This window comes from Nonomuraea sp. NPDC003707, assembly GCF_053587055.1.
Genome location: NZ_JBSFNK010000008.1, coordinates 38,126 through 58,491 on the forward strand (window position 1 = coordinate 38,126; position 20,366 = coordinate 58,491).

General features: G+C 72.6%; 16 protein-coding genes. 12 read left to right on the plus strand and 4 right to left on the minus strand.

What is annotated here, in order from left to right:
* The first annotated feature begins 293 nt into the window (after positions 1-293).
* Genes ACWDRB_RS21990 through solA form a run of 6 tightly spaced genes read left to right on the plus strand, consistent with a single transcriptional unit; the run spans position 294 to position 6,541 of the window.
* Entirely contained in the window at positions 294-1,547 is a 1,254-nt protein-coding gene (locus ACWDRB_RS21990) for a cation diffusion facilitator family transporter (RefSeq protein ID WP_449896359.1), read from the plus strand.
* 5 nt (positions 1,548-1,552) lie between these two features.
* Positions 1,553-2,134 carry a GNAT family N-acetyltransferase gene (locus ACWDRB_RS21995; protein WP_449896361.1) on the plus strand — a complete coding sequence of 194 codons (582 nt, stop codon included), beginning with the start codon at positions 1,553-1,555 and terminating at the stop codon, positions 2,132-2,134.
* Positions 2,118-2,531 (plus strand): hypothetical protein, encoded by a 414-nt coding sequence (locus tag ACWDRB_RS22000; RefSeq protein WP_350740211.1) that lies wholly within the window; start codon positions 2,118-2,120, stop codon positions 2,529-2,531. Before ACWDRB_RS21995 ends, ACWDRB_RS22000 begins: the two co-directional genes overlap by 17 nt.
* A 53-nt stretch (positions 2,532-2,584) precedes the next feature.
* Complete coding sequence (locus tag ACWDRB_RS22005) at positions 2,585-3,847, plus strand: aminotransferase family protein (protein ID WP_449896363.1); 1,263 nt, start codon at positions 2,585-2,587, stop codon at positions 3,845-3,847.
* The gene (locus tag ACWDRB_RS22010) at positions 3,822-5,354 is read left to right on the plus strand and encodes an NAD-dependent succinate-semialdehyde dehydrogenase (RefSeq protein ID WP_449896365.1); all 1,533 of its coding nucleotides are present in this window, start codon (positions 3,822-3,824) and stop codon (positions 5,352-5,354) included. The genes ACWDRB_RS22005 and ACWDRB_RS22010 overlap by 26 nt, the downstream gene beginning before the upstream one ends.
* Positions 5,351-6,541: an N-methyl-L-tryptophan oxidase gene (solA, locus tag ACWDRB_RS22015; protein WP_449896367.1), complete on the plus strand. Its 1,191-nt coding sequence runs from the start codon at positions 5,351-5,353 to the stop codon at positions 6,539-6,541. The genes ACWDRB_RS22010 and solA overlap by 4 nt, the downstream gene beginning before the upstream one ends.
* Positions 6,542-6,853: 312 nt before the next feature.
* Here solA and ACWDRB_RS22020 read toward each other — a convergent pair whose 3' ends face one another.
* Positions 6,854-7,366 carry an NUDIX hydrolase gene (locus ACWDRB_RS22020; RefSeq protein ID WP_449896369.1) on the minus strand — a complete coding sequence of 171 codons (513 nt, stop codon included), beginning with the start codon at positions 7,364-7,366 and terminating at the stop codon, positions 6,854-6,856.
* A 96-nt stretch (positions 7,367-7,462) separates the two neighbouring features.
* Positions 7,463-8,242: a hypothetical protein gene (locus ACWDRB_RS22025; protein ID WP_449896371.1), complete on the minus strand. Its 780-nt coding sequence runs from the start codon at positions 8,240-8,242 to the stop codon at positions 7,463-7,465.
* Positions 8,243-8,540: 298 nt separating this feature from the next.
* Here ACWDRB_RS22025 and ACWDRB_RS22030 point away from each other — a divergent pair, with 298 nt between their 5' ends.
* Positions 8,541-9,200, plus strand: a complete 660-nt coding sequence (locus ACWDRB_RS22030; RefSeq protein ID WP_449896373.1) for a GNAT family N-acetyltransferase — start codon at positions 8,541-8,543, stop codon at positions 9,198-9,200.
* Between the two features lie 5 nt (positions 9,201-9,205).
* On the opposite strand, the gene ACWDRB_RS22035 is transcribed toward ACWDRB_RS22030, so the two are convergent.
* Both ACWDRB_RS22035 and ACWDRB_RS22040 read right to left on the minus strand, forming a co-directional pair.
* Positions 9,206-10,480, minus strand: a complete 1,275-nt coding sequence (locus tag ACWDRB_RS22035) for an MATE family efflux transporter (RefSeq protein WP_449896375.1) — start codon at positions 10,478-10,480, stop codon at positions 9,206-9,208.
* A 448-nt stretch (positions 10,481-10,928) separates the two neighbouring features.
* On the minus strand, positions 10,929-13,610 hold the full coding sequence (locus tag ACWDRB_RS22040) for a helix-turn-helix transcriptional regulator (RefSeq protein ID WP_449896377.1): 2,682 nt from the start codon (positions 13,608-13,610) through the stop codon (positions 10,929-10,931).
* Positions 13,611-14,146: 536 nt separating this feature from the next.
* On the opposite strand from ACWDRB_RS22040, the gene ACWDRB_RS22045 reads away from it, so the two are divergent.
* From ACWDRB_RS22045 to ACWDRB_RS22065, 5 genes are all read left to right on the plus strand, one after another.
* Positions 14,147-14,935 (plus strand): bestrophin-like domain, encoded by a 789-nt coding sequence (locus tag ACWDRB_RS22045; protein WP_449896379.1) that lies wholly within the window; start codon positions 14,147-14,149, stop codon positions 14,933-14,935.
* Positions 14,936-14,937: 2 nt separating this feature from the next.
* Complete coding sequence (locus ACWDRB_RS22050) at positions 14,938-15,507, plus strand: hypothetical protein (protein WP_364241799.1); 570 nt, start codon at positions 14,938-14,940, stop codon at positions 15,505-15,507.
* Between the two features lie 99 nt (positions 15,508-15,606).
* Complete coding sequence (locus ACWDRB_RS22055; RefSeq protein WP_449896382.1) at positions 15,607-15,744, plus strand: hypothetical protein; 138 nt, start codon at positions 15,607-15,609, stop codon at positions 15,742-15,744.
* Between the two features lie 41 nt (positions 15,745-15,785).
* Entirely contained in the window at positions 15,786-16,799 is a 1,014-nt protein-coding gene (locus ACWDRB_RS22060; RefSeq protein WP_355199178.1) for a LacI family DNA-binding transcriptional regulator, read from the plus strand.
* Positions 16,800-16,836: 37 nt separating this feature from the next.
* On the plus strand, positions 16,837-20,331 hold the full coding sequence (locus ACWDRB_RS22065) for a protein kinase domain-containing protein (protein WP_449896384.1): 3,495 nt from the start codon (positions 16,837-16,839) through the stop codon (positions 20,329-20,331).
* Positions 20,332-20,366 lie beyond the last annotated feature (35 nt).

Sequence of the window (20,366 nt, forward strand, 5' to 3'; positions counted from 1 at the left end):
TGTAAAGAGTATGTTTCCCCAGCTTCTGTCGATCTTCGGGAACTGATTGCCTGGTATTGGTGCTGATTTTCACTGCCCGTACGGCCTTCGTTTCTGGAAGATTGTTGACAACAGTTGACCGTCGCTGGCTGTTGTGGACAAGATGTGATGGCGCGGCAGACGCCACTCGGCAGCCGACCGCCCCTCTCCCGGTCCCGCGACTCACCCTCTCGGCCCCGCGACCCCCCTCCCGGCCCCGCGACTCACTCACCCAGTCCCGCGACTCACCCTCCGCCGGCATGAACGGACTCTCGATGCGAGCTTCCACGACCCCAGACGGCCACGGCCACGGCCACGGACATGGCCACGACCACCCGCACGATGACGCTCCCGCCGCCGCCGTGAACGGCCACGGGCACGGCCACTCCGATCACGACCACCACGAGCCCGAGGCTTCGGCCGCCACCGGGCACGGCCACGGACATGGGCACGGACATGGCCACGGTGACGACCACGGCCACGACCACGGCACCGGCCTGTGGGCGAGGGTCAAGCACACGCTGATCCCGCATGCCCACGACGCCAACGAAGCGATCCAGAGCGCCGAGGAGTCGGCCCAGGACGGGATCCGCACGGCCTGGATCGGGCTGGCCGGCATGATGGCCACCGCGATCGGCCAGATGGTCATCGTCGCGGTGTCCGGCTCGATCGCCCTGCTGGCCGACACCATCCACAACCTCGGGCACGCCGCGACCACGATCCCCCTGATCATCGCCTTCCGGCTGGGCCGGCGCGCGGCGACCAAGAAGTACTCCTACGGTTACCGGCGCGCCGAGGACCTGGTCGGGCTGTTCATCTCCCTGGTCATCGTCGCCTCGATCGGGTTGATCATCTGGGAGTCGATCGACGCGCTGATCAACCCGCACCCGCTGACCAACCTGTGGTGGGTCTTCGCCGCGGGGCTCGTCGGTTTCCTCGGCAACGAGACGGTGGCCGTGTACCGCATCCGGACCGGCCGTCGCATCGGCTCGGCCGCGCTGATCGCCGAGGGCCAGCACGCCCGCGCCGACGGATACACCTCGATCGCCGTCATCGCCGGCGTGGTCGGCGTGTGGCTCGGGTTCGACCGCGCCGACGCCATCGTCGGCCTCCTCATCGCCGTGGCGATCAGCGGCATCCTGGTCAACTCCCTGATCATCATCGTCCGCCGCCTCATGGACGGTGTGGAGCCGGAGACGATCGACCGGATGCGCACCACCATCGCGGGCGTCGACGGCGTCGTGTCCGTCGGCGAGGTCCGCGTCCGCTGGTCGGGTCACCGCATGGAGGGAGACGCCGAGATCGGCCTCGACTACGGGCTGAGCATGATCGAGGCCCACGCCGTGGCCGAGAACGTGCAGCACTCCCTGATGCACGCGGTGGGCAACCTCGACCGGGTCACCGTCCACGTCCATCCCACCTTCGACGGCGTGATCCCCGACGACCTCCACGAGTTGTCCGGCCACCACGCCTCGAAGGAGGCCCGGGAGGCGTACCGGGCCAAGCTCGCCACGCAGGGAGCGGGGTGACTCCCATGGAATGGTCGATCCACCCGCTGAGCGAGCGCACCCTGCCCGGCGCCCAGTCGGTGATGCGGCGCAGCATCGCCGAGGACTTCGGCGACGCCTACGACCCGCGGATCCACGCCGACGTCGACGACCCCATGACCCACTACGCCCCGGGAAACGGCCCCTTCCTCCTGGTGGTGACCGACGACGGCACGGGTGAGGTCCTGGCGACGGGCGGCATCCGCAGCGGACGGCTGAAGCCCGGCCTCACCCCGCAACACGTCGTCGACCGGTACGAGGACGGCCGGCACGGCCAGCTCGTACGCGTCTACGTCCGTAAGGAGGCCCGCCGCGGCGGCATCGCCAGGACCCTGGTCCGCGCCGTGCTCGACCGCGCGGACCAGGAGGGGCACTACGAGGCCATCGCTCTGCACACCTATCGCCACTCCCCGGGCGCCATCGCCTTCTGGGAGTCCTTCGGCGCCCAGCTCGTCCATGACGACACGCAGGGAGCCAGCGGCGCTGTCTTCTACGACCTGCCGCGCAGTCCTCACGGCCGCCCCCACCGCACTGGCGAGACAGGAGAACACCATGTCCAAGCGTCGTGACGTCTTCATCTTCGTTGCCGAGCCCACCAAGATCGAGGATGCCCGCACCAGCCTCGTCGACTGGCTGCGCAGCCTCGAGGGCCACCCCGGCTACCTCGGGGGCTCGGTCCTGCGCGAGTGCGCCGGGGAGCTCATCCCGAACACGCTGGTGATGACGCTGGAGTTCGAGAGCACCGAGGCCGCCCGGGCCCTGTGGCCGAAGATCGAGAACACGATCAACCCGCTCTACCCCGATGACAAGTCCGACAAGTCGATCGACCAGGGTGCCGCGTTCTTCACCGGCGCGGACGCTCCCGTGGCGCCGGAGGACCTGAGGTTCACCCGCGGCAACGGCCTGGTGGCCCGGATGCTGCACATCCACGCCGAGGTCGTCGAGGACGTCGTGGTCGCCGCCTGACCTGCACCGTTCCCCACCCGTAGTCCCCACCCCGATGTGATGAGGAGCCTTTCTTGACGAGCACCAGCCTGTGGCATCCGCAGACCGCGATGTCCACCATCGAGGAAACCCTCACGGTCATCGCGTCGGGGCGGGGAGCCTCGGTGCGTACCGAGGACGGCCAGGACCTGCTCGACCTGCCGGCCGGCCTGTGGCACGCCAATGTCGGACACGGCCGGACCCGCATCGCCGACGCCGTCCGCCAGCAGATGAACGTTCTGGAGACGTACCACCTGTTCCAGGGCATGGCGAACCGCCCCGCCATCCGGCTCGCCGAGCGCCTCGCGGAGCTGAGCCCCATCCCCGACGCGAAGGTCTTCCTCACCAGCGGCGGCTCCGACTCCGTCGACACCGCCTGCAAGCTCGCGCGCCGGCACTGGCAGCTGGCCGGGCGGCCCGGCAAGCGCGTCATCGTCTCCCGGCAGCACGCCTACCACGGTCTGCACGGGTTCGGTACGAGCATCACGGGCATCCAGAGCAACCGCGACGGGTACGGCAGCGACTCGCTGATCCCCGAGACCGCCCGCGTCCCGTGGAACGACCTGGCCGCCACCGAGGCGGAGCTGCTCCGGCTCGGACCCGACAACGTCGCCGCCGTCATCGCCGAACCGATCATCGGCACCGGGGGCGTGCTGCTGCCCCCGCCCGGCTACCTCACCGGGCTGGCCGAACTGTGCCGCCGCCTGGACATCCTGCTCATCGCCGACGAGGTCATCACCGGTTTCGGGCGGGTCGGGCAGTGGTTCGCCTGCCAGCGCTTCGGCATCGAGCCGGATCTCCTCACCATGGCCAAGGGCATCACCTCCGGCTACCTGCCGCTGGGCGGCGTGCTGGTGTCCAAGCGCGTCTGGGAGCCCTTCTTCGCCGAAACCCCCGACGCCCCGACCTTCCGCCACGGTCTGACGTACTCGGGCCACGCCGCGGCCTGCGTCGCCGCCGAGGTGAACCTGAGCATCCTCGAGGAGGAAGGTCTGCTGGAGCGCGTCCTGGACCTCGAACCCGTCCTGGCCCAGGCCCTCACCCCGCTGCGCGACCACGAAGCCGTCGTCGACGTCCGGGCCGGTGCCGGACTTCTCGCGGCGGTCCAGCTCGCCCCCGACGTCGACGCACGGCCCGTACTGCGCGCCGCGCGGGAGCGGGGCGTCCTCACCCGGCTGCTGGCCGACAACTCCCTGCACGTCAGTCCCCCGTTCGTCATCACCGCCGAGGAGATCTCCCGTGCCGCCGACGTCCTCAAGTCCGCTCTCGACCGTGCCCGTACCCTCGAATCCGCCTGAGCCCGCGCAGGCGTCGGCGCTGCGGCCGGCTGACATCGCCCGGCACCGCGACCTCACGGAGACCGCGGCCGCTTCGCTGCCCGACGGCTTCCTGGCCGCCGAGTGGACGGCGCCGCGCTCCGGGCGGACCTTCGACGTCGCCGATCCCGCGCTCGGCCGGCCGGTCGCCGCCGTCGCCGACTGCGAGCCGGGTGACGCCCTGCTCGCGCTGACCGCGGCGAACGACGCGTTCCCCGCCTGGGCGGCCGCCCCGACCCGGCGGCGGGCGGACATCCTGTACGGGCTCTACCAGGCGATGCTCGCCGACGAGGAACGTCTGGCGGCCCTCATCACCCTCGAGGTCGGCAAGACTCTCACCGAGGCGCGCGGCGAGGTCCGTTACGCCGCCGAGTACGTCCGCTGGTACGCCGAGGAGGCGGTCCGCAGCTCCGGCCGCAGCACCCCGACCCCCGACGGCAGCTGGCACATCGTCACCGCCCCACGCCCGGTCGGCCCCTGCCTGCTCATCACCCCGTGGAACGTGCCGCTGGCGATGGCCACCCGCAAGGTCGCGCCCGCCCTGGCCGCCGGCTGCACGGTCGTGCTGAAACCGGCCGAACTCACCCCGCTCACCACGCTGGCCTTCGCACAACTCGCGCGGGACGCGGGCGTCCCGGCAGGAGTCCTCACCGTGGTCACCACCACGGACCCGGGGTCGGTCTGCGGCACCCTCATCGCCGACCCACGACTGCGGAAGGTGTCCTTCACCGGGTCCACCCCCGTCGGGAAACTGCTGCTGCAGCAGGCCGGCGCGCACGTGCTGCGTACGTCGATGGAACTCGGCGGCAACGCCCCGTTCCTGGTCTTCGACGACGCCGACCTCGACCTCGCGGTCCGTGAGGCGGTCATCGCCAAGATGCGCCTGGGGGGCCAATCGTGCGTGGCGGCCAACCGGTTCCTCGTCCAGGAACCGGTGGCCGACGAGTTCGCGGCCCGCCTCACCGAGGCGCTCACCGCGATCAGGGTCGGGTTGGGAACCTCGGACGTCGACCTCGGCCCGCTCATCGACGACCGCGCGGTCGCCAAGGCCGACCGGCTGGTCGCCGACGCCGTCGCGAAGGGGGCGACAATTCTGGGGCGTGCCGACGCGCCCGGCGGACCCGGCAGCTGGTTCGCCCCTGTGGTGCTGGACCACCTCAGCGCCGACGCTCTCCTGCAGCAGGAGGAGGTCTTCGCCCCGGTCGCGGGCATCCGCCGGTTCCGGACGGAGGACGAGGGGGTGGCGCTGGCCAACGACACCCCGTTCGGGCTCGCGGCGTACCTGGTGGCGCGCGACAGCGACCGGATCGCCCGCGTCGCCGGCCGGTTGGACAGCGGCATGGTCGGCATCAACCGGGGGCTGCTGTCCCACGTGGCCGCGCCGTTCGGCGGGATCAAGGAGTCCGGGCTCGGCCGGGAAGGCGGCGCCGAAGGACTCGTCGAATACCAGAACCTCAAGTACCTCGCCGCCCCGGCGCTGGCCTCATGAGACTCGCCGGAACCGCTCGAAGGAGGGCGGCGGTCATCGGGACCGGAGCGGTGGGGAGCATGGCCGCCTGGCAGCTGGCCGAGCGCGGCCTGGAGGTGCATGCCTTCGATCGCTGGGGCGTCCCGCACCACCGCGGGGCCTCCGGCGGGCAGAGCCGCCGGTTCGCGGTCATCAGCATGGGCGACCCGGACCTGCCGCCGCTGGTCCTCCGGGCCGAGCAGCTGTGGCGCCGGCTGGAGGAGGCGACCGGACGGCGTCTGCTCGAGCAGACCGGCGGACTGATCCTCGGCCCCGCCGGCAGCACCTCCGTCCGGAAGGCCGTGACCAGCTGCGAGAACTGGGGGCTGGCCCATCGCATCCTCGACGCACAGGACGTGCGGCAGGCTTTCCCCCAGCACGCCGTCGAGGATGAGGACATCGCCGTCCATGACCCCGCGACCGGCTTTCTCCGTCCCGAGCCGGCGATCCTCGCCGCGATCGAACAGGCCGCGACGCTCGGGGCCATCGTGCGCCACGACACCGAGGTCCTCGACATCGACGTGAGGTCCGAGACGGTCGGGCTGACCTACCGAGGCGGCGCGGACCGGCCTCACAGCGAGACGTTCGACGCGGTGGTCATCGCCCCCGGCGCCTGGGCGGCCACGCTGCTGCCGGACGGGTTGCGGGAGGCGATCGGAGTGGCCGGGCTGACCGCCCGCCGGCTGGCGCAGACCTGGTTCGTACCGGACGACCTCTCGCTGTACGGCGCGGAACGCTTTCCGGTCTTCGAACGCGTCGCCATGCCGGACGGCGCCTCCATCTACGGCTTTCCCAGCCTGGACGGCGCCACGGTGAAGATCGGCGTGAAGAGCCGCCCGCACCCGGAGCTGACCGACCCGGCGCGACCCGATCCCCACCTCGCCGCCGACCACCTGGCGGAGATCCGCGATGTCGTCGGGCGCTGGCTACCCGGGCTCAACCCGCGTCCGGTGCAGACCTCGGTGCACGTGGAGTCGTACACAGCGGACGGCCGCCCCGTCGTCGGGCTGCTCCCGGGCGCGGCGCACGTCGCGGTCGCCGTCGGATTCTCGGGCGGAGGATTCAAGTACGCACCGGCGATCGGCGAGGCCCTGGGCGACCTCCTGGCGGACGGTGCTACCGAGGCCGGTATCCGGCAATTCGCACCGGGCCGCTCGGCGACGGTGTGAGCAGATCGCCCAGCCTCAGGGGACGGTGAGGGCGTTCCCCAACCCCTTCGTTCGCCAGGGCGATGGCGTAGGGGAACGTCACTCCGGCCGGGCGCGAGAGGGATGGGAACATCGCTTCCCGCTCGGGCTCATGTCGGAGCAGGGCGGGAGGCGGCCAAATCTCCACTGGCGTTCCTGTTCCGGGGGGCCACAGGCTCACGGCTGGACACCTATGTACGCCATGTTCTTCATGGGCAGCCCTGCGCCTGTGACTTGCACGCGCAGTTCGTCGGCCAGAACGCCACGTCGTGGCCGCGCTGCGCGACTTCACCGCTACCGGGCCGAGCCAGGTGAAGCCGAACGTGCCTCGAGGTACCGGCGGAGCGCCTCCTGCCCATCTGGAATGAACCGGTACTGCTTCACGAATTCGCTCAACTCGGCGCTCGTCAGCCAGCCCACCCAGCTCACCGCCTCGGGATCGGGCGAGACGTCGCCGGTGATGACCGCTTCGTGCACCCCGAGCCAGTACGAGCCGATCTCGCCGTGGCACAGGAACTTGACCACCTCGCGCACCGGGACGTCGATACCTAACTCCTCCGCGAGTTCGCGCGAGGCCGCCGCCTGGTAAGACTCCCCAACACTGAGTGCCCCGCCGAAGGTCACCTCGTGATAGCCGGGATATCTGGACAGTCCCTCGGCCCGCCGGTACACCAGGAATCTTCCCAGCTCATCGCGGCAGACAGTGGTGGCGATGCGGTGTAGCCAGCCACGACGAATCGCATCATCCCGGTCCACAACACCCAGCACTCGGTCCTGACCGTCGACACGTTCCACGAGTTCGGTCACAGTGGCACGATCCCAGCTTCAGAAGTGAGTGGGAGCCCCCGGGATGCCGCGTTCCGTGCCATGGCCGGCATCGGGACACCGTCACATAGTGCGGGGTCACTTCGCCAGCACCCGGACTTGATCGGCCGGAGGAGCGGCCACCGTCGTGTCATCCCAGTTGGAGAAGGTGATCTCCATCGGCGTCTTCGCGGTCAGCCGTTGCCGCACTGGCCGCCCCTGGCCATCGAGCCAAAGCTCGTACGTGGCCTGCGCGCCGAACTCCTCGAGCAACTTGTCGCGCAGCCGCCCCTGCGCCGCCTTGTCGCCGGCCCGGACCATGGCGTACTCGTCCTCGGTGTCCTGCAGCATCGGCAGCGGGTCGTACACCTCCAGGAACGCGCTGAGGTCCAATCCGTCGAGTGCCGCCCGCACGTCGATGGTGACCGTGTAATGGTCGAGCCCGCCATCGAGTACGGGGCCGCTCACTCGTCCCCGCGCTGCCAGCAGTGCATGCACCCGGTGGCTGTTCACCAGCGTCGTAGCCTGGCTTGTCAGCACGCTGATGCCCAAGAGATTGTACGGCTCGTGCTCTTCGGTGATCTTGTCCCAGATCTTGCCCGGTGCCACTTCCTCCTCCAGCATCTGCATATACGTGGCACCGCCCGTCCGGATGAGCCGTCCGCGCAAGCCCTCGCCCAGATCGGCGGAGACATCCTGGTCCTGCCCCTTGATGACCACGGTGGCGCTCTGGGCCCCCTTCTTCGCCACCCGCTTGACGTCAGGGTGCGCCTGCAAATACGTCCCGACATATCCGGCGACCTCGGGAGCGGTCTTCGCTCCCGAACCACAACCCGCCGCCAGCAGCGCCAACACGGCGATCATCACATATCTGCGCACGCCGGGCATGCTTGCACGGCTGCGTGCAGAACCCTGCGGGCGGGACGTGCAGATCGCGTGCAGAAAGACCTGTCCATAGCCCCGAAACCGCGGCGGATCCGATCCGGAGCGGGCTGTCCGAGCTTCTCCTTCCACGGGTGAACCAGCAGCGCCTCCCGAACCCGGTCGGTCTGCCGCTCCCTTGCCGCACACGTTCGCGGCCAGCCACGAGGCCGCCTTGTCCAAGCCGGCGAGGTGGTGTCGGTAGGGGCGGAAACTCGGATGACGTGCCGCCCGGTCAGCGATCACGATAGGGGTCATGCTGGTCGATCACTTTCCGCCGGCCGGGCTGCGGCTGACCACGCCGCGGCTCGAGCTGCGGCTGCCCTCGCCCGAGGAGCTGGCCGAGCTGGCCGGCCTGGCCGCCGACGGCGTCCATGACCCCGACGCCTCGCCGTTCCTCGTGCGGTGGACCGACGCGCCGCCCGCCGAGGTTGCCCGCAGTGTGGTCCACCACCACTGGCGGCAGCTCGGCGCGTGGACGCCGCAGGAGTGGTCGCTCGACCTCACCGTGTTCCGGGACGGCGTGGTGGCCGGGCAGCAGAGCCTCTCCGCCCGGGACCTGGGCATCACGCGTCAGGTACGCACCACTTCCTGGCTCGGCCGCCGCCACCAGGGGCAGGGGATCGGCACCGAGATGCGGGCGGCCGTACTCCACCTCGCCTTCGCCGGTCTGGACGCCGAGGTGGCGCTGTCGGGCGCGCTCGAGCACAACGTCGCCTCCCTGGCCGTCTCCCGCAAGCTCGGCTACGAGCCCGACGGCCACTGGCGGCACGCGCTGGACGGGAGGATGGTCGTGGAGCACCGGTTGCGCCTGACCAGGGACGCGTGGGAGCGGCACCGCACCGTTCCCGTCCAGCTCGACGGGCTTGAGCCCTGCCTGCCCCTGATGGGCCTCGACGTGCCGTCGAGCCGCTGAGTCCGTCATCGATCGCGTGCGCTGTGCCGCATGAAACCGACGGTCTGCGTGACCAGAACGAGCAGGCGACTGGCGGTCAACGCGATCCACAGGCCGGCCAGGCCCCAGGCCGTCGTCACCGGTGTCATGGCCAGAGCGAGCAGGCCGTTCCCCACGATGGCCGAGCCCAGTGTCCAGGTCGAGCGCTTGAGACCCGTCAGGCCGGTGGCCATCACGATCCCGCAGTTGTCGGCCAGGGTGTATGCCGCCAGCAGTGGTAACAGGGGCAGGGTCAGGGCAAGCACCCGGGCATCGGAGGTGAACAGGCCCAACACCGGCTCGCCGAGCGAGAGGACGATGAGCGCGCCGGTGAGCACGCCGATGGCCGCGACCGTCATGGCCGCCCGGTTGACGCGGCGGGCTTCACCAGGGGAGGTCGCTCTGGCGATCTCCGGCGTCGCGGCCTGTCCGACGGCGAAGGCGGTCAGGCCGAGGGGCCCGGCCAGCGACGTGAGGATCGCGTGGGCGGCAGCGCCCTGTACCCCTGTCCGCGCGGCGGCGTAGGCCGCGCCACCCATGACCGTGAATTTGATGACGACCGTGGCCGACATCGGGAGGCCCACCTTGGCCATGCGCCAGATCTCGCGCGGGCGGGGGCGTCCGGGCCACGGCGATCCTCCCGCCAGTTCCGGCAGGCGCAGCAGGAGAACGTTGGACACGGTGACGGCCAGGGCTGTGGAGGTCAGGAGCGCGATGGCGGTGCCGTGGATGCCCATCCTGGGCACCAGGAGGAGGAGCAGGGTCACCTGTACGGCCGTGCTCGACAGGCTGGACCAGAGCACCAGCCGGCTGCGTCCCAGCGCGATCAGCACTCCGTTGGCGCCTCCGCCCGCGGCGGCCAGCAGCACCTGGAGGGCGAAGAGCTGAGGCGCCGCCCCGAACTCGGCCGTCACCTCACGAGACACCCCGCCGACCCGCGCGATCAGAGGGACCCCGAGCATGACGCCTGCGCCGATCGCTCCGAGCACGAGGCACAGCCAACGCGCATCTTTCAGGATGGGCAGCGCCTCGGCGGGACGATCGCGGCAAGCCGCGACGAACGGGGCCATGCCGCGCAGACCGCCGGACACGGCCGCGGTGACGGGGGTCAGCACCGCGCCGATGAGGGCGAAGGCCGCCAGTTGAACCGTCGCCTGGTGTCCGAGCAGGGAGGTGCCTACGAGCTGGGCGATGACCCCGGCGCTCATGGACAGGAAGAGAGGCGCGGCCGCGTCCAGGATCACGCGATGAGGAGTGGGCATGAAAAGCAAAATCCCGGGCGGCCAACCACTCGGGACAAGGTGATTATACCCCGGGGCGAGCTCGGGCCGGGTGGTGGCAGCGGCGGTCGGCAGGCACGTAGGGTGCCCGGATGATCGGGATACCGGAGGTGTTCGCGCGGAGCACGGTCGAGCGTGAGGGAGAGCCGGGCGCGGCATGGCTCGCCGAACTGCCCGGGATCGTGGCCGAGTTGCTGGAGCGTTGGGGGTGCGTGCCGGACGGCGAGGTCATGCACGGGGGTGTCGGGGTCGTCGTCCCGGTGCGGCGGCGCGCTCACGACTCCGCGGGCGCGCATAGGCCTGCAGCGAGGCCGGCACTCACCGGTCGGCGCAAGTCCGCAAGGCATCGCGGGCCGGGGTGGGCGTCAGTCGGCCCACCGCCTCGTCGGTCAACGGGTGGGCGCGGCCCCGGCGAACGCCTGCACCGGGCTCAGTGCATGAGTTTGGTGGTGAGGGCCACGCGTGAGCTCACCCCCAGCTTGGCGTAAGCGTTCCCCAGGTGGTACTCGATCGTCTTCACGCTCAGCACCAGCTCCCTGGCCACCTGCCGGTTCGTCATCCCCGTGGCCACCAGCCGCGCCACCGCCTGCTCCTGCGGGGTCAGCCGCAGCAGCGGCGAGGCGCCCGACCCGGCGCGCGGCAGCCCGCACGCGCTCAGCTCCCGCTCGCACCGCCCCACGTACGGTGCCGCGCCCAGCTTGGTGAACAGCCCGAGCGCCAGTTCCAGGTGCGACTGGGCCTGCCTGCGGCGGCCCAGCCGGCGTAGGAAGCGCCCGTACGCCAGCCGCAGCCGCGCCTCGTCGAACGGCAGCCCGGCCCTCGCCCCGGCGTGCGCGAGAGCGGTGGTGAAGGCGGTGTCGGCCAGGGCGTTCTCGTGGCGGGCCGCGTGCAGGCCGCCCCGGCAGCGGGCCGCCGTGGCCAGTGCCGAACGCCTGCCGCGCCGCCCCGCCAGCCGCTCGACCGCGACCAGGCAGGTCTCGGCCCGGTCCAGCTCGCCCAGCCCCACCAGGGCGTCGATGAACAGGTCGAGCCACTGTACGACGCCGGGCTCGTACACGATGTCGTGCACCTCCACCGCCCGCAGCGGCTCCAGCGCCGTCACCGTCGCGGCGTAGTCGCCCCTGGCGGCGGCCAGGTGCGCGGCGGCGCTGCATCCGTGCGCGAGCGCCGCCACCGAGTCCGCGCCGGCGACGGCAGCCCGGACGTGGGACTCCGCGAGCGGCCAGTTGCCGCGCGAGGCCGGGACGAGGGCGGCCAGCCCGTGGCAGATGGGCGAGAGCCACCGCTGGTCGGCGTCGTCGGCCACGGACGCCGCGGTCTCGGTGTGCAGGGCGGCGTCGTCCCAGCGGCCGGAGCGGTACTCGACCTGCCCCAGCATGGCCATGGCCAGCATGCGGAACGGCACCGAACGCTCCCCGCACGCCGCCACCACCCCCGACAGGTCGGCCAGCCCGCCCGCCAGGTCGTCGGAGCAGGTGCGCAGCAGCCCGCGGCCGAGCAGCGCGTCCAGGTCGGCGATCGTCGCCGACGCGGGCGGCGGCAGGTCGGCGGTCGCGGCCAGCGCCGCGTCGATCTCGCCGGAGACGGCCAGGCCGGTGAGCTGGGTGAAGCGGTTGTAGTCGATGCTGAGGCGGTAGCCGGGGGAGTCGCGGGCACGTTCGGCCCAGCGGGCGGCCTGCCCGCCCTCGGCCTTGACCAGGCAGAGCATGGCGAGCTGCTGCGCCGCCCGCGCCGCCAGGTCCGACTCGGGCGGCCCGGCCTGCTCCCAGGCCGTGATGAGCTGCGCCCGCGCCTCCTCGACCTGGCCGCGCACCATGGCCAGGTGGCCGAGCGCGTAGCCGCGCACCGCCGGGTGCGCGTCCTCGGGCAGGCTCGCGGTCAGCCCGGCAGCCTCGTCGACCCGTCCGTCCAGCAGCAGCGCCTCCACCGCTTCGGCGGCCAGCGGCGCGGGGTCGCCCGACAGCTCCGCCGCCGCCTTCAGATGCTCGGCCGCGCCGCCGAACGCACCCAGCAGTACCTGCGCCCGGCCCAGCTCCGCCAGCTCGGCGGCCAGTTCCGGGCTCGGGCCCGCCACCGCCTCGATGCGGTGCCGAAGCCGCGCCTGCTCGCCCTCCGCCACCAGCGCCGCCCGCGCGTGCAGGGCCGAGCGCTGCGCCGGGCCGAGGTCGCGGTAGACGGCCGCGCGGATCAACGGATGCGCGAACGCCGCCACGGGCCCGCGCGAAGAGGACCGTTCCAGCAGCACGCCCTCGCGCACGGCCTGCTCCAGCGCCTGCAGCGGCTCCGCCACCCCGGCCACCCGCGCCGCCAGGTGCAGCGGGCACGACATGCCCAGGACACTGACCGCGCCGACCAGCTCGCGCACCGGCGGCGCGCACCGGGCCACCTTGGCCAGCACCAGCATCGTGTACGACCTGGGCGCCGGCAGCGGCTGGGCCAGGTCGTCCAGCGCCTCCAGGGGCACCTCCTCCAGCAGCGCCCGCAGGTGCAGCGGCACGCCCTCGGTGTGGGCGACCAGCCTGGCCACGGCCCGCTGCGACACCCGCCCGCCGACCAGCGTGGCCACCTCCGGCTCCCGCAGCCCGCGCAGCCGCAGCCGGTGGGTGGTGTCGGCGGCGATGAGCCGCCGCAGCCCCTCGGGGCCCGGCAACATGGCGGCCTCGCGCAGCATGAGCACCGCCATGACCCGGTCCACGCGCAGCCTGCGCAGGCAGAACGTCAATGCCCGCAACGTCGGCGCGTCCGCCCAGTGCACGTCGTCCACGACCAGGCAGAGCGGCTCGCTCGCCTGCCGCTCGCTCAGCTCCGGCAGCAGCGCCGCCCCGACCGCGAGCGGATCGGGTGGCTCCGCCGTGGCCGGCGCCTCGATCTGCGCGGGGAGCCCGCCGAACAGCCTGGTCAGCGTCCCGTACGGCAGCAGCGCCTCACCCTCGTCGCCGTCGGTGAACAGCACGTTGCCCGTCCCGCACGTCTCCAGGAACCGCTGGACGAGCGTCGTCTTCCCGATCCCCGCCGGTCCCTCGACCACGACGAGCCTGGGCAGTCCGGCGCGGGCGCGCTCGAACTCCGCGGCCAGGCATCGGAGCTCCTGATCCCGTCCGACGAACGTCATACCGGCCTCCGCACGCTGGGAAATCCAACGTTGCGCGGCTGGGCAGGCGGCTCAAGTAAGACTTGCCTGTCCCCTTGTCCAGAGGTCGCGCGAAAACCAGGGGTTATCCCCAGGTCACCGGGGCCGGTCCGGGTCCCCGCCGCCGTCGTACGGGTGGCCGGATCTGCCGCGCGGGCGCGAAGGCCCGTACTCCAGGGGAAATCCCCGGGGCGCTCCCTGAAGCGCGGGGCCCCGGGCCGGCGGATCATGTGAGGCGGGCCTCATCGGGAGGGGTGCGGGCGAGGGCTGCCGACGGTTCGCGCAGGACGGTCACGGTCCTCGCCGCGCAGGAGGGCACGCCTCCCGGACCCGTGTCACCATCGCCACACGGGAGGCCCGGCGGGGCGGTCACGAGCGTAGCCACAGGTGGCCGCCCCGATCCCGTTCATCGACTCGCGCCAGACCCGGCCGCGGGCCCGCGGTTGCCCGGGCCTTTACCGATCTGTGCTTCGCGCCATCATTGCACTGTGTGATAGTAATGTGACGTTGCGTATCCGATGAGTTTCGGGAGATTCTTCATGGTGGCGTACACGCTCTCAGTCGTGGCGGCGGTGGGCGCGGTGGCGCTCACCGCGCTGATCTTCAGGAAGGTCAAACGAGCCGAAGAGGACCGCGATCCCGGCGGGCCGTCGGTCGCGCACGCGGGAGCGATGCTGTCGGCGATGTTCCTGCTGGTCTTCGCCATCGCGATCATCGTTCCCTGGACCACGGCCGACGCCGCCCGCCTCAACACCCACACCGAGAGCCAGGCGGCCGTCGACGCCTACTGGGCGGCCGACGCCCTGCCGGGCACCGCACCGCAGGACGTGCGCAGGGCGCTGCGCGACTACATCACGTTCGTGGTCAGGGACGAGTGGCCGCTCATGGGCGAGGGCAGGATGGACCCGGTCGGCGCCGCCCGGATGGACGAGCTGCGCGGCCGCGTCACCGACCTGCAGGTGACCGGCGACAAGCAGGACGACGCCAAGAGCGCCGTGCTGGAGAAGCTCAGCGCGATCTCCACCGCGCGGGCCCAGCGCACCGCCGACGCCGCCGCCACGCCTCCCGCGGGGCTGCTGCACCTGACCATCCTCACCGGGGTCCTGGTCACCGTCTTCCCGTTCCTGGCGGGGGCCAGGCCGAGAGGGCCGGCGCTGCTGCCGCTGCTGGCGACGTCCGCGCTGCTGGGCTTCGGCATCTACCTGACGTGGGACATCTCCCACGCCTTCGCCGGGCCGCTGGCCGTCGGGCCCGAGGCGTTCCAGGGGGCGCTGCAGGAGTTCACCCGCATCGGCGGGGGAGTGTGAGCGTGGGCGTCCGGCGTGCTCCGCTGCTGTTCGCCGTCGCCCTGGCCGCCGTGACCGTCGCGGGCCCCGCCGCGGCCGACGGGGTGCCGTGGCCGCGCCCGGTGCCGAAGGTGACCGTACGTCCCCCGGCGCCGCCGGCACCCCCGAAGAACGTGACCGTCGGCCCCACGGTGACGGTGCCCCGGGTCCGGACTCGGCGTTCGCCCAGGCCCAAGGTGTCGATCTCGGTGCCGCCCCGCAAGCGCTGGGCGCCGCCCGCGGTCGTGCTGCCGCACGTGACGGTCTACCGGGACGGCGTGTGCACGGCAGATGTTCAGGTGGGGGAGTGCCCGCGCAGGAGAGCGGGCCGGGTGCGCCCGTCCGCCCCCTGGGCGGCGCCGGTGCCGGTGCCGACGCCGACCCCCACGAAGACGACGCCCAAGCCGAAGGCGGCCGTCCCGCTGACGCGCTACCAGCGGGCCGCGGCAGGCCCGTCCCGGCGCAAGAGCCCGCTCAACACCGTGCTGGTGATGACCGTGGTGGTGTCGGCGATCACCTCGACGACGGCCGTGGCCTTCCGCTCCCGCCGCTGAGCCGTTATTCGGATGCCCTGTCCCGGTGCCGCGTGACACACTGACCGCCGGGCCCCGGAGATCATCGTCCGGGCCCGGCGGTGATCGGGAGAGGCGGCCGTGGCCGACGAAGAGGTGCTGACCGGTGGCGGCGTCAGCCACGTGGTCCGGGGCGACGGCCGGTTCTACGATGCGGACATGGCGCACCTGGCCCGCTGCGAGCCCGCGTTCCGGTCCGCCCTTGTGACACCCCGATGATCGGGCCGGCCGCGGCACGCCCGTCGAGGCGAGGAGGCACGATGCCGGACACCCCCAGGCGCGCCACCCTGGCCACCGTCGCCGCCTCGGCCGGCGTGTCGGTCGCGACCGTCTCCAAGGTGCTCAACGGCCGCAGCGACGTCGCGCCCGCCACCCGATCCCTGGTGGAGTCGCTGCTGCGGGAGCACGAGTACGTCCCGGCCACGGCGCGGCGCGAGCTGTGCGGGAGCGTCGAGCTGCAGTTCGACGACGACCTGAACGCCTACTCCATCGAGATCATCCAGGGCGCGGTGCAGGCCGGGGCCGAGATCGGCGTCGGGATCGTCGTCAGCATCAAGAAGGACGCCGGCCACAGCACCGCCTGGGTCCGCGACCTGGTCGCCGCCGGCCGGACCGCGCTGATCGCCGTCACCTGCGAACAGCTGGCCGCCCAGCAGGTGGCCGCGCTGGCGCGGGCCCGCCTGCCGCTGGTGCTGATCGACCCGCTCAACCTGCAGAGCGCCAGCGTGACCAGCGTCGGCTCCACGAACTTCGCCGGCGGGCTGGCCGCCACCCGCCACCTGCTCTCGCTCGGCCACCGCCGCATCGCCTACGTCGGCGGCCCGGCGACCGCCGCCTGCAACCAGGCCCGGCTGCACGGCTACCGCGCCGCCCTGGAGGCCGAGGGCGCGCCGGTGATCCCCGGCTACGTGTGGACCGGCCAGTTCCGCTACCACGACGGGCTGCTGGGCGGCGCGGCCGTCCTCGACCTGCCGCGGGCGCCGACGGCGATCTTCGCGGGCTGCGACGAGCTGGCCCTGGGGGTCATGGAGGCCGCCCGGGCGCGCGGGCTGCGCATCCCCGAGGACGTCAGCGTCGTGGGCTACGACGACACCCAGGTCGCCCGGATGGCCTCGCCGCCGCTGACCACGGTCCGCCAGCCGCTGCGGGAGATGGGCGGGATGGCGCTGCGCACCGCGTTGCGGCTGGCGGCAGGCGAGAGGATCGACTCCCGTCACGTGGAGCTGGCCACCGAGCTGATCGTCCGCGGGTCCACGGCACCCGTGCCCGGGTGAGGCCAACCAATCGAGCCCCATCCGCATCAAAAGTCACGTGGAGAGTCTGGCGCCGGGTGATCCGGTCAAGATTGGCAAATACTGGCTGGCCGGGCGGCTCGGCTCCGGCGGCCAGGGTGTCGTCTATGAGGCCTACGACGACGACGGCGGCCGGTACGCGCTCAAGGTGCTGCACGCGGAGGTACGCGACCGGCTGGCCAAGGAGGCCGCCGCCGCCCGCCGGGTGGCGTCGTTCTGCACCGCCAGGGTGATCGACGCCGACCCGGCCGCCACCCCGCCGTACATCGTGAGCGAATACGTCGAGGGCGTGGACCTGCGGCGCGCCGGGCGGCGGTTCGCGGGCGACGACCTGCACCGGCTGGCCACCGCCGTGGCGACCGCGCTGACCGCGATCCACGAGGCCGGGGTCGTGCACCGGGACCTCAAACCGGACAACGTCCTGCTCGGCCCCGACGGGCCGCGCGTGATCGACTTCGGCATCGCCCGCACCGAGGAGATGTCGCGCACGGCCGGCGACTACATCGCGGGCACGCCCACGTACATGGCGCCGGAGGTCTTCTCCGGAGACCGGGCCGGCGTCGCGGCCGACGTGTTCGCGTGGGGCGGGATCATGGTGTTCGCCGCCACCGGGCAGGACCCGTTCAGGGCGGAGACCCTGGCGGGGGTCATGCACCGGGTGCTCACCTTCGAGCCCGACCTGGACACGCTGCCCGCGTCGCTGCGGCCGCTGGTGGCGGCGGCGCTGAGCAAGGACCCCGGGCGGCGGCCGAGCGCACGCGGGCTGCTGCTCGCCCTGGTCGGAGGCGCGATCGACCCGCTCGGCGAGGGCAGCCAGCGCGGCGAGGGCCTGCGCGCCGCGGCGGCCGACCCGGGGCTCGGCACCCTGGCCGAGGACGCGTACGACCTGCTCGCCCCCGAGGAGCGCGAGCTGGTGCCCGACCTGCTGCTGCGGCTGATCACGATCGACGGTGACGGCACGGAGACCGTACGGCGCGCGTCCGTGGACGACCTGCTCCCCGAGCGGCCCGCGCAGCGGCGGCGCATCCTGGACGTCTTCGGCTACATCCTCACCGAACGCGACGGCGAGGTGAGCATCGTCCGCCCGGCCGTGCTGCGCGCCTGGCCCCGGCTGCGCGGCTGGGTGGAGGCCGACCGGCAGGGGCTCGGCGTCCTGCCCGAGATCTCCCGCGCCGCCCACGCCTGGCACGACCACGGCCGCAAGGACGGCGACCTGCTCCAGGGCAGCAGGCTCGAGGCCGTGCTCGACTGGGCCGCCACCGGCCGCAACCAGGTGACGCTGACGCCGCTGGAACGCGACTTCCTGGGCGCCGCGAGCGGCGTCACCCGGCGCCGGGCCGGCCGCCGCCGCCTGCTCACCGCGGCGCTGGCGGGACTGCTGGTGGTGGCGGTGATCGGCGCCGGGGTCGCGGTCCAGCAGGGACGCCAGGCCGCCGAGCAGCGCGACCAGGTGGCGGCCGAACGCGACCGCGCCCGTGGCCGCGAGCTGGTCCACCAGGCCGCCGACCTGCGCACGGTGAACCCGGTGCGGGCCATGCTGCTCAGCCTCGCCGCCTGGCGGCTGGCCCCGGGCGCCGACACCCGCTCCAGCCTCACCTCGGCCGTCTACCAGCGCGAGACCACGTCGTTCAGCCCGCCCGCCGACAAGGGCGCGGCCACGCGGGCGGTCAGCGGCGACGGCCGCGTCCTCGCCGCCGTGAGCGAGCGCGGAGTGCGCGTGTACGAGGTCGCGACCGGCCGCCAGGTCGCCTCCTGGACCTCGCCGCGGCTGGCCGAGGGCGTGAACCAGGTGGCGCTGAGCCGTACCGGCCGGCTGCTGGCCGTCGCGGCCGGCCAGGCCGTGACCGTGTGGCAGACGCGCACCGGCCGCCTCGTCGGCGTCAAGAAGAAGCCGGGCGACGACCCGGAGCTGCTCCACCCCGATTTCGGCGACCAGGACTCGCTGCTGTCGATCAGCGTCACCGACGGCGTGACGGACCTGTGGGACGCCGAGCGCGGCCGCGAGATCCCCACCAAGGAGTGGGGCGAGCTCCCCCAGTTCACCGTCGCCTCCTCGGGCAGGCTGGTCGCGAGCGTGGCGCCCCCGGGGCAGACGATCCGCGTGTGGCGGCTGCCGGGCATGCGGCGCGTGCCCGCTCTCGAGAAGAGCTGCGGCATGGAACCGGTCGTGGGATTCAGCGCGGACAGCCGGCTCATGTACTGCGCCGGGGAGCGGTTCCAGCTCCGGGACACCGCCTCGGGCAGGCTGGTCGCCGACTCGGAGGCCGAGGAGGACGGCCTGACCTGGGGGGATGCGGTGAGCCAGGCGGCCCCCGGCACCCGGTGGGCGGTCCGGCTCAGCGCCGACAACCAGCTGGTCGCCGGCGCGCGCGGGCAGCGCGTCTGGGTCTGGAACGTGACCACGCACCAGGAGATCCTCAGATACGAGGCGCCGGGCGAGGTCACCGAGGTGTGGTTCGACCCGACCGGCCGGACGCTGCGCTACCGGGTGGACGAGCGCATCGTCAGCCTCGCCCTGCGGTCCGGCACCGCGAGCGCCCGGGCGCCCTCCGGAGCGCGGATCGAAGCGATCAGCCCGGACGCGCGCCGGCTGCTGATCAGCACGTCGTCCGAGTACCGGACGTGGGACGTGGCCGCGCGGCGCTCGATCGCGTCGTACCCCAATCCCGGCAACCCGACGCCGTGGCTGTTCAGCCCCGCCAACGACAGCCTGGTCTTCCAGGACGGGGAGGCGGTCATCGCGTACAGCCTCACCGACGGGCGGCGGCTGTGGTCGTTCGGGGGCATTCCGGCGTTCCTCCCCACGGGCGGGGCCTACAGCCGGGACGGCCGCCTGTTCGCGGCGGTCTTCGCGCAGAACAATCAGAAACAGGATGACTTCCGCCTGCGGGTGTGGGACGCGCGCACCGGGAAGGAGGTCAGCAGCGTGAAACTGCCGTTCGTCACCCGCGACTTCGTCTTCCTCGCCGACGGCAGGACGATCGCGTCGGCGAGCGGGCGGTTCTACGACATCATGACCGGCAAGCCCGTCGGCACCGGGTTCGGCGCGGCGCGGAACCAGGGTTTCATGGTCGTCGATCCCGCCGGGCGGCGGCTGGCCACGCACGACGGGCACCGCCTCAGCCTGTGGGACCTGAGCGCCCGGCAGCTGCTCGTACCCGACCTGCGCGTTCCCGGCCAGGAGTTCGACGCCGTCGTGTTCGCCCCCCGAGGGGACGTGGTCGCCGTCTCCGACGCGGGCGGTGGGATCCATCTGTGGGACGTGGCGACCCGGCAGCCGCTGGGCGGGGAGATCCGGCTCGACAGCAACGGCAGCGTGCACCTCATGGCCTTCACCGGCGACGGGAGACTGCTGCGGGTGGTCGACGTGTCGGAGCGGGTTCACGACCTGCCGGTCGCGCCGGAGGCGATGGTGGGCCAGGTGTGCGCGCGGGCCGGACGCACGCTCAGCGTCCAGGAGTGGCGCGAGTATCTGGGTGCCACGCCGTACCGGGACGTGTGCGCGAAGACGTGAGGGAAGAGCGCGGGCCCGGCGGCGGTTTCACCTGA

Excerpts from the sequence above, each read along its gene's own strand:
- solA (WP_449896367.1), top strand. The coding sequence starts at position 5,351 with ATGAGACTCGCCGGAACCGCTCGAAGGAGGGCGGCGGTCATCGGGACC.
- ACWDRB_RS22045 (WP_449896379.1), top strand. The coding sequence starts at position 14,147 with ATGAGTTTCGGGAGATTCTTCATGGTGGCGTACACGCTCTCAGTCGTG.
- ACWDRB_RS21995 (WP_449896361.1), top strand. The coding sequence starts at position 1,553 with ATGGAATGGTCGATCCACCCGCTGAGCGAGCGCACCCTGCCCGGCGCC.
- ACWDRB_RS22040 (WP_449896377.1), bottom strand. The coding sequence starts at position 13,610 with ATGACGTTCGTCGGACGGGATCAGGAGCTCCGATGCCTGGCCGCGGAG.
- ACWDRB_RS22030 (WP_449896373.1), top strand. The coding sequence starts at position 8,541 with ATGCTGGTCGATCACTTTCCGCCGGCCGGGCTGCGGCTGACCACGCCG.
- ACWDRB_RS21990 (WP_449896359.1), top strand. The coding sequence starts at position 294 with ATGCGAGCTTCCACGACCCCAGACGGCCACGGCCACGGCCACGGACAT.
- ACWDRB_RS22000 (WP_350740211.1), top strand. The coding sequence starts at position 2,118 with ATGTCCAAGCGTCGTGACGTCTTCATCTTCGTTGCCGAGCCCACCAAG.
- ACWDRB_RS22060 (WP_355199178.1), top strand. The coding sequence starts at position 15,786 with ATGCCGGACACCCCCAGGCGCGCCACCCTGGCCACCGTCGCCGCCTCG.
- ACWDRB_RS22035 (WP_449896375.1), bottom strand. The coding sequence starts at position 10,480 with ATGCCCACTCCTCATCGCGTGATCCTGGACGCGGCCGCGCCTCTCTTC.